17 protein-coding genes are annotated in these 15,254 nt (G+C 70.8%); 13 read left to right on the forward strand and 4 right to left on the reverse strand.

Annotated features, from left to right (window positions below; all coding sequences use genetic code 11):
* Positions 1–15: 15 nt before the first annotated feature.
* The 4 genes from FB558_RS27455 (at position 16) to FB558_RS27470 (ending at position 4,901) form a co-directional block, all read left to right on the forward strand.
* Positions 16–1,296, forward strand: a complete 1,281-nt coding sequence (locus FB558_RS27455) for an ATP-binding protein (protein WP_142058201.1) — start codon at positions 16–18, stop codon at positions 1,294–1,296.
* Between the two features lie 73 nt (positions 1,297–1,369).
* The gene (locus tag FB558_RS27460; RefSeq protein ID WP_170231546.1) at positions 1,370–3,196 is read left to right on the forward strand and encodes a type IV secretory system conjugative DNA transfer family protein; all 1,827 of its coding nucleotides are present in this window, start codon (positions 1,370–1,372) and stop codon (positions 3,194–3,196) included.
* 90 nt (positions 3,197–3,286) lie between these two features.
* A complete protein-coding gene (locus FB558_RS27465; protein ID WP_211366874.1) occupies positions 3,287–3,763 on the forward strand; it encodes a DUF4913 domain-containing protein in 477 nt (158 codons plus the stop codon).
* Positions 3,764–3,767: 4 nt separating this feature from the next.
* Positions 3,768–4,901, forward strand: coding sequence for a VldE C-terminal domain-containing protein (locus tag FB558_RS27470; protein WP_142058206.1), 1,134 nt, complete (start codon positions 3,768–3,770; stop codon positions 4,899–4,901).
* 22 nt (positions 4,902–4,923) lie between these two features.
* Here FB558_RS27470 and FB558_RS27475 read toward each other — a convergent pair whose 3' ends face one another.
* The 3 genes from FB558_RS27475 to FB558_RS27485 form a co-directional block, all read right to left on the reverse strand.
* A complete protein-coding gene (locus FB558_RS27475; RefSeq protein WP_142058208.1) occupies positions 4,924–5,127 on the reverse strand; it encodes a MerR family transcriptional regulator in 204 nt (67 codons plus the stop codon).
* A gap of 657 nt (positions 5,128–5,784) precedes the next feature.
* Positions 5,785–6,231, reverse strand: a complete 447-nt coding sequence (locus FB558_RS27480; RefSeq protein WP_142058210.1) for a hypothetical protein — start codon at positions 6,229–6,231, stop codon at positions 5,785–5,787.
* An 80-nt stretch (positions 6,232–6,311) separates the two neighbouring features.
* Positions 6,312–7,049 (reverse strand): DUF2786 domain-containing protein, encoded by a 738-nt coding sequence (locus FB558_RS27485; RefSeq protein ID WP_142058212.1) that lies wholly within the window; start codon positions 7,047–7,049, stop codon positions 6,312–6,314.
* A 336-nt stretch (positions 7,050–7,385) separates the two neighbouring features.
* Here FB558_RS27485 and FB558_RS27490 point away from each other — a divergent pair, with 336 nt between their 5' ends.
* Entirely contained in the window at positions 7,386–7,889 is a 504-nt protein-coding gene (locus FB558_RS27490) for a hypothetical protein (protein WP_142058214.1), read from the forward strand.
* A 54-nt stretch (positions 7,890–7,943) separates the two neighbouring features.
* On the opposite strand, the gene FB558_RS27495 is transcribed toward FB558_RS27490, so the two are convergent.
* A complete protein-coding gene (locus FB558_RS27495; RefSeq protein WP_142058216.1) occupies positions 7,944–8,810 on the reverse strand; it encodes a bifunctional DNA primase/polymerase in 867 nt (288 codons plus the stop codon).
* 264 nt (positions 8,811–9,074) lie between these two features.
* Here FB558_RS27495 and FB558_RS27500 point away from each other — a divergent pair, with 264 nt between their 5' ends.
* From FB558_RS27500 to FB558_RS27535, 8 genes are all read left to right on the forward strand, one after another.
* Complete coding sequence (locus FB558_RS27500) at positions 9,075–9,608, forward strand: hypothetical protein (RefSeq protein WP_142058218.1); 534 nt, start codon at positions 9,075–9,077, stop codon at positions 9,606–9,608.
* 260 nt (positions 9,609–9,868) lie between these two features.
* Positions 9,869–10,477 (forward strand): ATP/GTP-binding protein, encoded by a 609-nt coding sequence (locus tag FB558_RS27505; RefSeq protein WP_142058220.1) that lies wholly within the window; start codon positions 9,869–9,871, stop codon positions 10,475–10,477.
* Positions 10,478–10,566: 89 nt separating this feature from the next.
* Entirely contained in the window at positions 10,567–11,094 is a 528-nt protein-coding gene (locus FB558_RS27510) for an SAF domain-containing protein (protein WP_170231548.1), read from the forward strand.
* Positions 11,095–11,097: 3 nt separating this feature from the next.
* On the forward strand, positions 11,098–11,844 hold the full coding sequence (locus tag FB558_RS27515) for a CpaE/TadZ family protein (protein ID WP_142058224.1): 747 nt from the start codon (positions 11,098–11,100) through the stop codon (positions 11,842–11,844).
* Positions 11,845–11,885: 41 nt separating this feature from the next.
* Complete coding sequence (locus FB558_RS27520) at positions 11,886–13,223, forward strand: TadA family conjugal transfer-associated ATPase (RefSeq protein WP_170231549.1); 1,338 nt, start codon at positions 11,886–11,888, stop codon at positions 13,221–13,223.
* 251 nt (positions 13,224–13,474) lie between these two features.
* Positions 13,475–14,143: a type II secretion system F family protein gene (locus tag FB558_RS27525; protein WP_170231550.1), complete on the forward strand. Its 669-nt coding sequence runs from the start codon at positions 13,475–13,477 to the stop codon at positions 14,141–14,143.
* Positions 14,140–15,027: a hypothetical protein gene (locus tag FB558_RS27530; protein ID WP_142058230.1), complete on the forward strand. Its 888-nt coding sequence runs from the start codon at positions 14,140–14,142 to the stop codon at positions 15,025–15,027. Before FB558_RS27525 ends, FB558_RS27530 begins: the two co-directional genes overlap by 4 nt.
* A gap of 16 nt (positions 15,028–15,043) precedes the next feature.
* Positions 15,044–15,250, forward strand: coding sequence for a hypothetical protein (locus FB558_RS27535; protein ID WP_142058232.1), 207 nt, complete (start codon positions 15,044–15,046; stop codon positions 15,248–15,250).
* The last annotated feature ends 4 nt before the right edge of the window (positions 15,251–15,254 follow it).

The raw sequence follows: 15,254 nt of genomic DNA on the forward strand, positions 1-15,254 counted from the left end.
CCATCGGGGTCCGACGTGCGCGGCGTCCCCGTCGGCCGGCACCTGCACACCGCCGAACCGATCGGGCTCGATCCCGCGCACTGGCTGCGCACCGGTCTGGTGTCCAACACCGGTGTGTGGGTGCAGGGCCAGCCTGGAATCGGGAAGTCCTCGATCACCAAACGCATGCTCGCCGGCCTGGTCGGGTTCGGCATGCGCGCTGTCGTCCCCGGCGACGTCAAGGGCGAGTACACGCCGCTCGTCCAGGCGCTCGGCGGAGCCGTATGGCACCTCGGTCGAGGGTTGCACGCACTCAACCCCCTCGACGCCGGGCCCCTGCGCGCCGCGCTCACCGCAGCGCCCACGGCAGAACGCACCCGGCTGCTGGAGACATTGCGGGCCCGCCGGCTGTCCCTGCTCGAGGCGCTGATCACCATCGTCGGCCGTGACGAGCCGGACGTCACGGAACGCCGACTCCTCGGTGCCTCCCTCGACCTCGCAGTAGACGCGGTCGACGGCGGGGCACGCGACCGCGAGCCGCTGATCCCCGATGTCCTGTCTGCACTGCAGTCCGCCGCATCGCCGCTCATGGCGATCGCGGCGAGTGCCGACGACACCGAGTACCGCCGCACCACGCGGTCCCTGACCAACGCGCTCGGTCTGCTCTGCGAAGGCGCAATCCGCGGCATCTTCGACCGCTCTAGCAGCGTCCGTTTCGACCCCGACACCCCCGCCTTGTCCCTGGACATCAGCGCATTGGACGACGACGACGACCACGTCGTCGCCGCCGCGATGCTCTGCTCCTGGGCGTGGTCGGCCGCCCTGGCCGACGCCGCCGCGTACGGACAGCGGCGCCGCAACGTCGTGCAGGTACAGGACGAGCTGTGGCGCGCGCTGCGCGTCGCGCCCGGCCTCGTCGAGCGCTCCGACCGCATCACCCGCCTCGGCCGACACCGCGGTGTCGTCTCCTTCCAGGTCACCCACTCCCTCGACGACCTCGAAGCGCTCCCCACCGAGGCCGACCGCGCCAAGGCGCGCGGCATGGCCTCCCGCAACGGAGTCCTGCTGCTCGGAGGCATGGCGGAGAAGGAGCTCGAGGGCCTGCGCCACATCACCTCCCTCAGCCAGGGCGAAGCCGCGCTGATCACCTCCTGGGCGGCCCCACCGACTTGGCACGCCGGCCGCGTCCACCCCGGGCGCGGCAAGTACCTGATCAAGTCGGGGCAGCGCGTCGGATTGCCGGTCGCATTGACGCTCACCCCGACCGAGGTCGCACTGCACGACACCGACCACGCCTTCCGCCGGGATGCGCCGTGAGCAACGACTGGCGGAGGGCCGCTGGCCCGTCACCTTCACAGTGCACAGGCCTCGATGCGGCACGGAGCGCTCGGTGAACCCCGGGCTGCTTCGCGAGGCGACCGCACCGTTGCTGCTCCTCGGCGCCATCGCAGCTGTCGCGCTGCTGATCGGTGACCTGTGGATCGCCGCCGGAGCCGCGGCGCTCGCCGGAACCGGAACCTGGACCGCGCCACCGGCCGAGCCCGCGCTGCTGGTCGACCTGCTCCGCGGCGGCACCACCGCGATCCTCTCCCCCGGAGCCAGCACACCGCTGTTCACCGTCATTGCCGTCGTGATCGTGATTACCGAGGTGGGGATGGTGATGGCCGTAGGGCTGCTGCTCTTCGGTCGGCGGAAGCCGGACGACCCGCGTCGGTCCCTCCTGCGTCCTCGCGAGCTGGGCGATCTGAACGGACCTGCCGCCATCAGGCGAGCTCAGCAGCTCCGTCCGGGCGCCGGTCAGCTCGGACTCGGCGACCATGGGTTGCGATTGCTCTCGATCGACCGGCGCGAGGTGTGGATGTCCTGGGAGGACGTCGCACTGGTCATCATGGGACCGCGGTCGAACAAAACCAGCGCCATCGCCGTCCCGACCGTGCTCACCGCGCCGGGACTCGCCGTCGCCACGTCCAACAAGGCCGACCTGTGGGCCCTCACCTCCGGTATGCGCGGCAACGCGGGTCCGGTCTGGACGTTCGACCCTCAGCACATCGCCCACGTCGAGCAGACCTGGTGGTGGGACCCGTTGCGCAGCATCGCCGACGCCGACCCGGCCGAACGCGTCGAAGCTGCGGCCCGGCTGGCCGGGCACTTCGTCGGCACCATCGGTGGGGATCGGCGAGACCCGTTCTTCCACGCCGCCGCGGAACAGGTCCTCACCGCCACCTTGCTCGCCGCCGCGCTGAGCGGCGGCACCATGCGTGACGTCGTCACGTGGCTGCAACCGGGGCGCCGTGACGCCATCACGGCCCTGGACGAGGCAGGCGCCTTCATCGAGGCAGCCGACCTCGAAGCGACCCTGATGGGAGCCGACGTCACTACCAAAGGCATCTATCAAACCGCCCGCACCGCTACCAAGGCGCTGACCTCTGAACGGCTGATGCGCTGGGTCACGCCGCCCTATACCTGGCGCGACCCACCTGCCCAGGAACCACCGGCCGAACTGGACCTCTGGGATCTGCTCGCACGTGCCCGCCAGGGCCGCGCGACCATGCACCTGCTCTCGAAGGAAGGCGCCGGCACTGCGGCGCCCGTTGTCACCGCCCTTGTCGACCGCATCCTGGAGATCGCCGAACTTCTCGCCCAAGCCTCTGGCGGCCGCCTCGAACCGCCGGTCGTCGCCGTTCTCGACGAGGCCGCGAACATCTGTCCGATCCGTGCCCTCCCCCAGCTCTACAGCCATTACGGCTCGCGCGGCATCCAGGTCCTCACCATGCTGCAGAGCTACCAGCAGGGCGTCGGTGTGTGGGGCGAACAGGGCATGCAGGCCCTGTGGTCGGCCGCCACGATCAAGCTCGTCGGCGCCGGCGTCGACGACCACGCCTTCCTGCAGAAGCTCTCCGGGCTCATCGGCGACCACTACGTCGAGCGCCTCTCCACGAGCGTCGAGCGCACCCGGACTTCACGCCAGTACTCCCAGGCCCGCGAACCGATCATGCCGGCGGCGGCCCTCCGCGCGATCCCGCGTGATCGTGCCGTCCTGCTGTCCACCGGACGTCGGGTCGGGCTCGGACGCCTGCATCCCTGGTACCGCGAGCGCGACCACGCCGACATCGGCGATTACGCCGAGACCGCACTCGCCGAGCTCCGCCGAGCCGCTGCCGACGCGCTCGGCCCGGAGAACCCGATCAACCGGCCCGAACCGGTCGACAAGCGATGACAACGACCCGCCACCTCACCCGACAGGAGCTCGAAGATGACGTCCGAGACGACCGACGCTCAGGGAGACGGGCAGACGACCGACCGGCAGTTGATCGCCGAGCTGTGCGCCCGCGTCCAAGCCCTCGAGGCCTGGCGGACCCACCAGTCCGACCTGCTCGACGAACTGCTCAACGGAGTCCCGGCACTTGAGTCCGTCCACGAGGCACCCCCCGACGACGGAGATGACAACACCGAACTGGACGTCGACGCCCTCATCGTCTGGGTGCACGACACGATCACCTCGATGATCGCCCGCCCCCTGCGGGGCGAACTCGTCTGGTGCCCGCTCTGGTGGGAGCACCCGGAAGCCGTGTTCCGACTCGAGGCGCTCCGGCGCGCCTGGACCGAACTCGCCCCCGAACCCGGCGCGGCCATGTCGATCTGGATCCGCGACCACCTCGACCCCTGCCTACGCGAACTGCTGAGCCCGCTCGGCCCGTTCGCCGACTGCACCCACAACGAGCGCTACCGAGCTCTCAACGGGCACACGCCACTCTCAACCTTGCCGACACGGGCACCCGAGTGACGGCGTGCGTGCAGCCCTCATCGCCGGTGGCGGCCTGGTCGCCGTCCTGCTTGCCCCCCTGCTGCTGATCGCCACGCTTCTCGGCAGCCTTGCTACGACCGCGCCGACGAGCACGCTGAACATGGCAGCCATCCCCGCCACCGCCGCCCAGCACCTCGCCACCATCACCGCCGTCACTGCCGCGGAATGCCCCGAGCTCCCGCCCGTCTGGGTCATCGCCCACATCGACGCCGAGTCCAGCTGGAATCCGGCGGCGTTCAGTCGTGACCGCAACGGTGGCGCTGCCGGGCTCTACCAACTCAACGAGGCGAACTGGCGCGACGCGGGCGGCGACGACTGGGCGGCGACCCCGCCCCCTGCCGACGCCGACGTGCTCCAGCCCGACGAGCACCTGCGCCGAGCCATCCCCTGGGTCTGTGCCAACCTGCGCACCGCCGCCAAGCATCTGCAGGACACCGGCAAACCGACGCCCGCACTCGATGGGATGCTGGTCTGCCACATCGCCGGATGCAGCCGCCTCACCGCCTCCGCGACCGGTATCCCCGTCGCCGGTGAGGCCGGCTGTGATCGTCGCTGCGCCGAGCTCGTCGCCGGCTACCTCGACCGGGTCCACGATCTCGTCGCGCAGTACAGCTCCACCGGCGGCCCCGTGACCGTTGACGATCTCCCCGCACCGACGCCCTTCCGAGGAACCGACGCGGCCTGCACCGCCCCTGACCCCACCGGCGGCAGCTGCCTGACCCCCGCCACCCGCCACGTCCACGACGAGATCGCCCGCGTGTTCGGCACCGCCGGAGCCGGCGCACCGATCCGAGCTGCCGGCTGTTGGGACGAGCACGCCTGGAATCCCGCCAGCGACCACTCTCGCGGCCGCGCGTGCGACTACTTCCCCGGCGCTCCTGGAGAGTTCGCCCAGGGCGCAGAACTCCGGAACGGGTGGCGACTCGCGACCTGGCTCCGCACACACGCCGTCGCGCTCAAGATCAAGTACGTGATATGGCAGGGCCGCTACTGGTCACCGGGCACCCCCGACGACGGCGGCTGGGGCCGCCCCTACACGGGCGGCGGCGTCTATGACGTCCGCGACGCCACCGGAGGCCACTTCGATCACGTGCATATCAGCGTCGGAAGCGCCTGATTCATGAGATCACCGATGCGCTTCACTCGTCGTCGGCGGGGGGCTGCCGACGCAGCTCGCGGATCTGACGACGGAGCCCTTCCAGCTCCCACCGGTGGTGACCGCTGGGCAGCGTGACCGTAGGAACCAGCCAGCCGAGCTCGGCGTACCGCGCGAGGGTCCGCCGGCTCACGCCGAGCCACCGCGCGGCCTGCGCGGTGGTCAGCAACTCGGCGGGTTCGGGCACGTCAGCCAACCTAAGTGGCCCAACCAGCGCGAGCCTGCGCTTGTGACCCGACTGACTGTTGCTGCCGAAGATGCTCAACATACCGGTACAGCGCGAGATACCGATCTCGCCCGACTGTCTCACTTTGCTCTACAGTGAGAGACGCCTCCAGCACAGAGGCGGCCCCGACCAGGTGCGCGAACACCCAGCCGGGGCCTTGATCCACTGCAGAGGAGTGGACCCATGGGGACCATATCCAGCGAAAGCCCAACCAGGTTCGAACGCCTGGCCGACGTGTTGGCGTTGATGCCCGACGTGATCGCCCGGCTACTCGCCGATCACACGAGTGACAGCAGCGGCAGGTGCCGGGGCTGCACCCGCCCCGGCACCGGATACCCGGCGGCCGTCCACCCGTGCACGCTGCACCGGTTGGCCACGATGGCTTTGATCGCTCGGAAGCGAACGAACCACTCGTGAGCAGGGTCGGGCACGGCCACCCGGGGCGCGGTCGACACAGGGTGTTGCGACTGGTCGTGCTGCCGCTGCGGGTGGCGCGGGTGCGGGTGTGCGGCGTCTGCGCGTGCCTCTACCTCGCCTCTGCGAGTGAGCAGCACACGGCGGTCCACCGAGCGGAGATGAATCGGTAGACGGGCGGACATGTGGCCGCCTCGGTCTGCCTCACCATCTCCGGAACACGATCCAGATCGCGCCCGTGCGCGCCGCCGCGACTCCCGTCCACACCGCGAGGCTCAGTCCGACCAGCATCGACACCGGCAGCAGGATCCAGGGGAACAGGCTGGCACCGGGCAGGTCTGCGACTTCCTGGTCGAGTCCGATCGGACGCGCCCCCCAGCGCCTTTCGAGCTCGGCTCTCGTGAGCACCTGCCCGTAGGCGCGCTCCTGACCGGGCAGCTCCGCGTACCGGTAGACCGTCGCGTGCACGGCATCGAACCTCGGCCACTCGGTGCGCCAGACAGCTTCGGCGAGCCGGGTGATCGCGGGCTGGGCTGACGCTCGGGCGCCATCCCGTTCCACGCAGTCCTGCGCACTCACGATCAGCGCGACGCCGCCGGCGTGCGCAATGAGCTCGACCAGGACGCCTCGACACCCGGAGCTCTCGGCCACCGCAGCACGTTGATGACTCGCACTTCCACAGCCGACCGCCATCAAGAGGCCGGCGACGATCAGTGCAAGCGACAAGAGCCTCAGCGGTCGAGAGCCCGACGGGCCCCGCTCATCCGCGGCTGCCCGACGTCGGCGCGCCGGCCCGCTTCCACACCCGCGCTGTACCCGCTGCCCGACAACCGTCGCGAGCGTCCGGCGCGCAGATTCGCAAAGCGCTCCTGGAACGCGTGCTCGACCAGTGTCCGCCGATCCGCCAGGACCAGCGCGGCAGACGCCGTCCCGGAGGCCGCAGCAGCGTCGTGCTGCGCCACGGCACCCTTCTGCGCATCTTCGAGACGACGCGATACCTCTACGGTGAACCCCGCCAACCACGTCCGGCGAAACGCCGCGGTCGATTCGCCCGTCCACGCTGGCGGCCGCTGGCGCACGACCGCACGGCTCGCCTGCAACAGCAGCGACGTGAACACGAGCTCGACCCTCGACAGGTCGGACTCGAATCCCATGACCGTCACCGCGGCGGTCTGGCCCCGCCCCCTCCCGAGGTGACGTACGGCCCGGCACCCCATCGCCCCGGCGATGCTCCCGGCCAGCCCGGCCTTCTCCGTCGAGTACGGGTCCGTCAACGCGATGCGCCGCTCCCCGATCCGGTCCGCGACGTTTCCACCGGCGGCCGCCAGCATTGCGGAATCGACGCCGTGTCGAGCCATCAGCTCGGCAGCCTTCGTGTTGTACGCGTCCGCCTCCCCTGGCGTCGCCGCCCGCTCCGCCTTCGCCAGCAGTTTGCGGATCACCTCGAGCTTCTGCTCCGCAGCGTCCATCGCGACCTCCACATCCCACAGCAGGTACTGCCGGTCCTACCGAGGCGCGTGCATCACCCCGTGGCCACTGGACGTGTCGCCTCCGGTCGCCGCCGACCGACCCCGTGGCTGCCGCGTGGTCGCAGGAGCGTTCATGCATGTCGCGATGGTCGTCCGCGCTGCCGGCCAAGCCCGCGTATCACCCGAATGTCGGTGGACAAGTGCGGTGAAGGGCGACGGACGACGCCTGAAGCGCGCGCCACGTCCAGTCACCGCTGCGCTGCGGCGCCGTCATCAGCGACGACGAAGTCATCCCATTCGGCGACGAGAACAGGGCGCACCTGCGACGATATGCGCATGGCAGCCGATTCGGTCGTCGCGACCCCTGCCGCCCGACGGGCCATGATCCGCGAGCGTCAGCGGGACCTTTATGGCACCACCCTCCGCGCTCTCGTCAACCAGCTGACTGAGGATTACGGCATCAGTCAGGCTCGCCTCGCCGATACCATCGGGATCAGCCGACCCATGCTCAGCCAGCTGGTCTCCGCCAGGCGAATCAAGATCGGTGACATACGGGCGCATACCCGTCTGATGATTCTCGATCAGCGCCGCGACTTGGCCCGGGCGCTCACCGAGCGGCCCGAGGTCGACGCGATCCTCGCAGACGTAGCGAAGGTCCAGCAGCCGTGGCCACACCACCACACGTTCATCCGCGACGGCTGGAGCGACGGTTCGACAACCTCGCTGCTTCGAAGGGTCGCCAGCACCGAGCAGCTCACGGCTGCGGCCGAGCGCCTTCAGGACGAGTTCCCGAGAATCGCTGGCGTGCTCCGCCAAGCAGCCGAAGACGACGACGGTTGACTCATCTCTGTACTCGCCACGTCCGGCCCCGTGACGCCGCTCGCCCGAGAGGCGTCAGTTGTGATCTCGCCTGCGCAATAGGTCAGAGCTGCTCGGTAGCCTCGCCGGCGCCGTGAAGCTTCGGCGCAACCCGGATTCGATCGCCCGGTGGGCTTCGTGGGTGCCGAACCCCTCGACTCCGAGATGCCGTGCGGCTGCCCCGCCGAGCACAGATCGCACGTCGTCGGCCCTGAGCCGGCCCTCGCGGACGAATCGTCCGAGCCTGGCCGCCGCCTGGTACAGGGTCACGTTGCGCTGTCCCACGGGCGCGTCGGCGACCCGCCGTGCTTCGCCATCGAGCGCGGCTCGCACGTACGCGGGGTGCGCCTTCGCCGTGGGCGCCGGCAGGCGCGGCATCGTGGGCCGGAGCGCCCGCACGATCCAGGCGGGGACGGTTGCGGGCTCGGCGGCACAGACCATCCGATAACGCCGCCCGCGCACGATTGATCCCGGGCCGACCACGTATCCGCCCCGTGCGCGGGTGTCGATGTGCCGCCCGAGCCGACCGACGGTGTTGGTGAGGCTGAGGTCGGGAGGTACGCGGAAGTAGAGATGCTGACCTCCGCCTGCGGTCGCGACGGTCAGCGTGTCGCGCGGGATCACCTCCCCGGCCTCACGGGCGATGCCGGCGAGCACCTGCCGGCCGTGCGGGATCCGCTGGGCGGATGACATCTTCGGCGCGTCGAGGTCGACCACGAGCAGACGCGACGGCCCCGTCGCGATCCCGATGTTCTGCGGTGAACTTGCCCACCAACGCTCGATCTGCTCGGCGTCCGTGGTGGCGCACCCCTCCCAGTCGCGGCGCACGCCCGGCACCTTCGTGCCGGGGTTCAGCGGGAAGACCCGCATCCCGCGCGCGGCGAGATACAGCGCGGCCCGCATCAGAGAGTGGTGAGCCACGCCGCTCCTCCTCGCCTCGATGACCAGCTGAGCAACCGCACGGTGCGACAGGAGCGCGATCGATCCGTGACTCGGTGTTGCTCCGTTCGAGCTATGTGTGTCCGTTCGCCTCCGGCGCGATGACCACGGTGGTACGCCTGTGATCGCCGCAAGGAGGGCCGCCGACCACGCGCAACCACGCAGGAACCACGCCGTGACCACGCATGGCTGCACGATCGGCAACGCCAGTTCGAGAGGGGGAACGAGGTGACCACACCACAGCGGTTGGGGGCGTTGCTGCTGCTCGTCGGCATCGTGGCGGCGGGGTGCTCGTCGGAGCCGATCGACGCGCCGCAACCGGCACCGACCGGACCGGAGCCGCCTTCGCGGACCACTTCGGAGCAGCTGGCAATGGCTGCGTACGAGGAGTTCTGGACGGTCACCGACATGGCCCTCGCCGCACCGGCGTTGCGGGACTGGACACCACGGATCGAGGAGGTCGCCACCGGGCAGGCGAGGCAAGCGCTCCAGGCCGATGTCGTGAACTACGCCAGTGTTCCGGCGCACACGGAGGGCGCGGTGACGCGTGCACCGGTCGTGGGACGGGTCACGGACGAGCGCATTCAAGTCGTCGACTGCGTCGACCTCGGCGCCTCCCGGCTGATCTCGGACACGACCGGGGAGGTGCTGGACGATCTGACGAACCGGGTGCAGCGGTACCGGTTCCGCGCCGAGCTGGTGGAGGTCGATGGTCGCTGGGTCGTCGAGCGGACGGCGCCAGCGCTGGGCGAGCCGTGTTGACCTCGGCGAGCCTCACGCTCGCTCTGCCGGCAGTCCTGATGGCGCTGTCCGCGAACTCCGAACCGTCAGGGTGTGTGGTGGTCGACAGCATCGGCCGATGCGTCGTCGCGGCCGTTGACCCCGGCCGTCCGGGTGGCCCTCGAGACTCGGGCCGCGGCGACGAAAGGCCTGCTCGGCCTCGACCGCGACAGGAAGCGTCGGGCGACAGAGCTGCCGCCCCCGTTCCGCCCCCGCCCCCACCTCCACCACCACTCGCCTCGTTGCCGCTTGGCGACGACGGCTGGGTGCTCGGCGAAGCACCCGAGCCGGGCGACTACTTCGATATCCTGCGCGGCGCCGAACCCGCGGCGCTCGATCCGGCCGTGTTGGCGCAGGTGCTGGCTCGGCAGGCGTTCGAGCAGCTGACTCTGGCCCCGCCGGTCCCGCGGATGTCGACCGGAGAAAGCGGGTTCGTCGGGGTTCCGATCTGGCTGTGGATCGACGACGACGGCGCCGCCTCGGCCGGCCCGGTGTCGGCCACCGCGACGGCTGGAACGGCGAGCGTCACCGCGACCGGCGTTCTCTCCGCCGTCGAATGGTCGATGGGGCCGCCAGGGGACACGGTCCGGTGCTCGGGACCAGGCACACCATGGACAGGCCAGGACGGACAGTCGCCCGACTGCGGGTACGTCTACGAGCAGCGCTCCCTTCCCGAACGCACCGAGGGAACGGGTCGATGGACGGTCACCGCGACGAGCGTGTGGACGGTGACGTGGTCGGGGATGAGCGGCGGCGCCCCGGTCGGCGGGCAACAGACCGTGCGCTTGTCGGCCGGGACATCACTGGCCGTCGGTGAGGTTCAAGTCCTGGTCGGCGGTGGCGGCCGATGACTGCAACTCTGCCTCGCCCCGTCGACCGCACGGACGCAGGACCGCGTCCCCTGCGCCGCCGGCGCTCCTCCCGCCTACTCCTGCTGGCCGTGGTGCTCGCCGTGGTCGGCGCGCTGCTGGGTGTCTACGCCTACCGTGGCGCGGTCAGCCGAGAGGGCGTGGTGGCGGTGGCGCGCCCGCTGCCGTTCGGCGCCGTCATCCAGCTCACCGACCTTCGCGAGGTGCAGCTCCCGCCGGACACCGGGCTCGCCACGGTGGCATGGCGGGACGTTAACTCCGTCATCGGCTCGTTCACAGCGACCGACCTGCACGTCGGGCAGACCCTGACGCCCGAGTCGGTGACCAGCCAGCGGAGCCCCGCTCCCGGCCAGGCGGTGGTTGGTTTGTCCGTCGATGCCGGCCAGGTGCCAGCGACGCCGCTCGCCCCGCGGGACGACGTGCTCGTGATCGTTGGAAGCGGGAGCCCGCCGCGGCGCGCGTCGGTCGTGCATGCCGGCGAAGTCGATGTCAGTGGCCGCCGCAGCATCGACGTCCTGGTGCCGCAGGCGGACGCCGAGGAGCTAGCACTGGCCTCGATGGAGAACCGCGTGGCGATCGTTCTCGTGGGTCGGGGGTGACGCGTGCTCGTCGGTCTGGTGTCGGCGAAGGGCAGCCCGGGCGTCACGACGGCCGCGCTCGCGCTGGCGTCCTCCTGGCCGCGAACGGCGCTGCTGCTGGAAGCAGATCCGTTCGGTGGGGACGTTCGCGCGGGCCTGGGGCGAGGCGAGTGGCCGTTGTCCGCCGGGTTGGCGGAGGTGGTCGTCGACCTGCGGTCGATTGACATCCACGAGGCGTTGAACCAGCGAGTGCACCGGCCGGCTCCCTACGCCCCGCCGGTGCTCGCCGGTCTGGGCTGCGTCGGGCAGGCCCCGAGCGTGCCGTGGTCACGCCTGGGCGCGGAGCTGGCCCGGTTAGCGGGCGCCGATGTGGTCGCGGACTGCGGTCGGTTCACCCCCGCCGACGGTGTCGCGCCACTGCTGCAGGTCTGCGACGCGCTGGTCCTCGTCACGAATTCGTCGTTGCGAGCGGTACGTGCCGCGGCACGGATCGCACCCCAACTTCAGGCCGAGCTGGCCGTCGCACCGGACGACCCACACGTGATGGTGCTCGTGATCGGCGCGGACTGTCCTTACTCGGTCGCCGAGATCGCACAGGGGTGCCGGCTGCCACCGCTCGGTGAACTGCCGGACGATCGGCGAGCTGCCGGGGTGTGGAGTGATGGAGACCCGACGTGGAGGGCCTTCCCGCGCAGCCCTCTCCAACGAGAGGCGCGCCGGCTTGCCACGAAGCTCGCAAGCCTCGGCACGCGCGGTCGGAGATCGGCATGACACGTTCTGTCAACGGGTCCCTCCGCCCCGGCGCGGTGAGCGTGGGCACGGACGACGATCTGGCACGCAGAGTCCATTCCGCCGTACTTGCGCGACTCGCCGACGAGTCCGGACGCGATCGGCTCAGTCCGGCCGATCAGCGACAGCTCGTGCTGGCCTGGATCCAGGCTGAGCTCGACCTCGAAGCGCGGCGGCGCATCGCCGACGGCGCGCCGCAGCTCGACCAGGGCGTTGAGCGCTCTGTCGTCCGCGCCGTGGAGAACGCGCTGTGGGGGTTGGGCCGTATCCAGGCGCTGCTCGACGTCCCCGACGTCGAGGACATCCACATCACGGGTTGCGAGGCTCCCGTCCTCCGGATGACCGATGGTTCGATCCGCAGGGCGGGCGGTCCGATCGCCGACACCGATGCTGACCTGGTCCAGCAGCTGCAATACATCGCCGCCCACCACGGCAGCTCGGAACGAGCCTTCTCCCCCGCCCAACCCTGCCTGAACATGCAGCTGCCCGACGGCTCCCGGCTCGCCGCGATGCGCGAGGTCGTGCCGCGCCCGGTCGTGACGATCCGCAAGCACAGGCTGGTCGACGTCCAGTTGCGCGACATGGTCCGCCTCGGCACCGTCTCGCCACAGCTTGCACGGTTCCTCGCCGGCCTGGTGACCGCACGCCAGAACATCCTCGTCACCGGCATGCCTGCCTGTGGGAAGACGACCCTGCTGCGCGCCCTGGCCCGCGAGATCAACCCGCGCGAGCGCTTCGCCACCCTGGAGACCGAGTTCGAGCTCAACCTGCACCGCCTGCCGAACAGCCCCCCGCTGCTGTACGCCGCGGAGTGCCGAGCTGGCTCGACGGAGCGAGATCCGGCGACCGGCCGGCCGGCTGGCGAGATGACTTTGTCGGACCTGCTGCACCAGACCCTGCGGATGTCTGTGACGCGGGTGATCGTCGGGGAGGTCCGAGGCGCCGAGGCGCTGCCGATGCTGGAGGCAATGAACGCTGGCATGCCCGGCTCGATGTGCACGCTGCACGCCGGGTCCGCGGCCGAGGCGATCGAGCGACTGATCACAGCGACGATGAAAGGCGCTGGATCCGGGTGGTCCGACGCGTTCGTCACCCGGCTCGCGGCGCAGGGCATCGACTACGTGGTGCAACTGCGCCACACCACTCTGCCCAGCGGGCTGCAGGCGCGGTTCGTGTCGGAGGTCGCCGAGGTGGCCTCAGTCGGTGAGAACGGCAGCGTGGCGATGAACCGCGTCTTCGGGCCGACGTCGGACGACGACCCACGTGCGGTGTTCCAGTTGCTCCCCCAGAACCGGCGGCCCTTCCGGGAGGCCGGTGTCGACCTCGGCTTCCTCCAGGATTCGGGCGGGTGGGTCAGGTGACGATCCCAGGACTTGCGGCCATGACGGCAGGCGGGTGCCTGGCGCTCGCGCTGCTGCTAATCGTCGTCGGACTCCGCCCACGACCCGAGGACCCACGACTGGCCGCAACTCCTGCGCCGCCCTGGCTGCGAGCGACCCGACGCGCCTGGACCGCGGTGGGCCGTGAGACATCGTCCGCAGCCGGACGACGACGCCGGGCTTTGGGCTGCGTGGCGACCGGGATCGTCGTGTGGGTCGTTTCCGGGTGGCCGGTGGCGGGCCTCGCAACGATCGCGGTCGGGCTGTGGCTGCCCTGGCTGCTGGGCTCAGCGCGAGTGGTGCGCGAACGGATCGCCACGCTGGAGGCACTGGAGAGCTGGTGTCGCCGAATGGCCGACACGCTCGCCGGCGGCGGTGCGATCGGACTCGCTCAGGCGATCGCGACGACGGCCCCGCGCGTCGACGAGCCGATCTCCGTCGCTGTGCAGACCCTCGCCCGCCGCGTGCAAACCGAGCAACGACATCCGACGACGGCGTTGCGCGAGTTCGCCGACACCGTCAACGCCCGCACCGGAGACGCGGTCGCCGCCGCGCTGCTGCTCGCCCTGCACCAGCAGAGCACCGGAATCGCGCACGTCCTGCGGCAGCTCGCCGACGGCGTTGCCCGAGACGTCCGCGCCCGCCGCGAGATCGAGGCGGCCCGCGCGGAGTCCCGGCAGTCGATCCGCATCCTGCTGATCATCCAGGCAGGGTTGCTCGTCCTTCTCGCGGTGGTCCCGACGTTCGCCGCGCCCTACGGCACCCCGGTCGGGCAGGTGGTGATGGCGGTCCTGCTCACCGGCACCGGTGCGCTGCTGGTCTGGATGCGCCGTCTGTCCCTCGGACGACCGACCGCCCGGTTCTTCGGAGCGGTGGACGGCAATCGGGCGGGTGCACCGTGACGGGCGGGCTGGAAATCGTTCTGCTCGCCGGGGCGCTGCTCGGAGTCGCGGTGGCTCTGGTCCTCGCCGCGAGCAGCCGACGCCACCCGGTGCTCGCCGACGCGCTAGCCGCCCTCGACGAGCGCACAGCCCGCTCCGCCGCGCTCGGGACGCAGAAGTCGCGGGCGCGGTTGCTGCTCCCGATCCTGCGCCGCCTGCCGGTTGCCGTCCCCGACAGCGATCTGGAGCTCCTCGGCCTCGGACGCGACCGCTTCCTCATCGGCGCTGCCTCGTCTGCCGCGGCCCTCGCCGGCGCCGGGCCAGTACTTGCCGGCCTGCTCGCCGTGCTCGACTCCAGCCTGCCTGTCGTCGTACCCACTGGCATCTCCGCAGCCGGGCTGCTCGTGGGCTGGAGCGGCCACGCCCGCCAGATCCGCGAACGCGCCGACCACGCCCGCGACCAGCTGCGGATGGCGCTGGTGACCTATCTGCAGCAGGTCAGCCTGCTGCGCCGCGGCGGCGCGGGGGTCTCGACCGCTCTCACACTTCCGGCGCAGTTGCTCACCGACAGCTGGGCGATGCGCCGCCTGCGGGACGAGCTCGAGCTCGCCCAACGCGCCGGGGAGATGCCGTGGGAGGGCCTACGCCGCTTCGGCGAGCGGATCGAGATCGACGAGCTGGCCGACCTGTCGGCCATCGCCGCCACCGCGGGCCAGGACGGTGCCGCCGTGGTCGGCACCCTGCTTGCGCGTGCGGAGAGCCTGAGCGACGAGCTGCTGTCCGACGAGCACGCCGACGCCCACCGGGCGAGCGGCCAGATGAGTACCCCCGGGGCGCTGCAGGTCTTCCTCATCGCCGCGTGGGTGCTGTTTCCCGCAGGAACCGCGCTGCTCGCCAGCGTCTGACACCGGAGGAATGAACATGCTCCAGGAATTCACGACCGGCGCGCGCTACCGGCTGCACCGCTGCGCTTGGGCGGTCCGCCTCCGGCTTGATGCCGTTGACGAGCGCGGCGGCGGCCGCAACACCGACGAGGGCTTCCACATTTCGGCCGGCGCGGTGATCGCCGGCACGATCGCCGCCGGCGTGACGGCGTACATCGCCAAGAAGCTCGGCGCCCTGGAATAGGAAG

Origin of the sequence: Pseudonocardia kunmingensis (assembly GCF_006716445.1) — a bacterium.
GTDB lineage: Bacteria > Actinomycetota > Actinomycetes > Mycobacteriales > Pseudonocardiaceae > Pseudonocardia > Pseudonocardia kunmingensis.

Coding starts and splice junctions, on each gene's coding strand:
- FB558_RS27485 (WP_142058212.1), bottom strand. CDS start 7,049: ATGGACGCTGCGGAGCAGAAGCTCGAGGTGATCCGCAAACTGCTGGCG.
- FB558_RS27490 (WP_142058214.1), top strand. CDS start 7,386: ATGGCAGCCGATTCGGTCGTCGCGACCCCTGCCGCCCGACGGGCCATG.
- FB558_RS27495 (WP_142058216.1), bottom strand. CDS start 8,810: ATGCGGGCCGCGCTGTATCTCGCCGCGCGCGGGATGCGGGTCTTCCCG.
- FB558_RS27535 (WP_142058232.1), top strand. CDS start 15,044: ATGCTCCAGGAATTCACGACCGGCGCGCGCTACCGGCTGCACCGCTGC.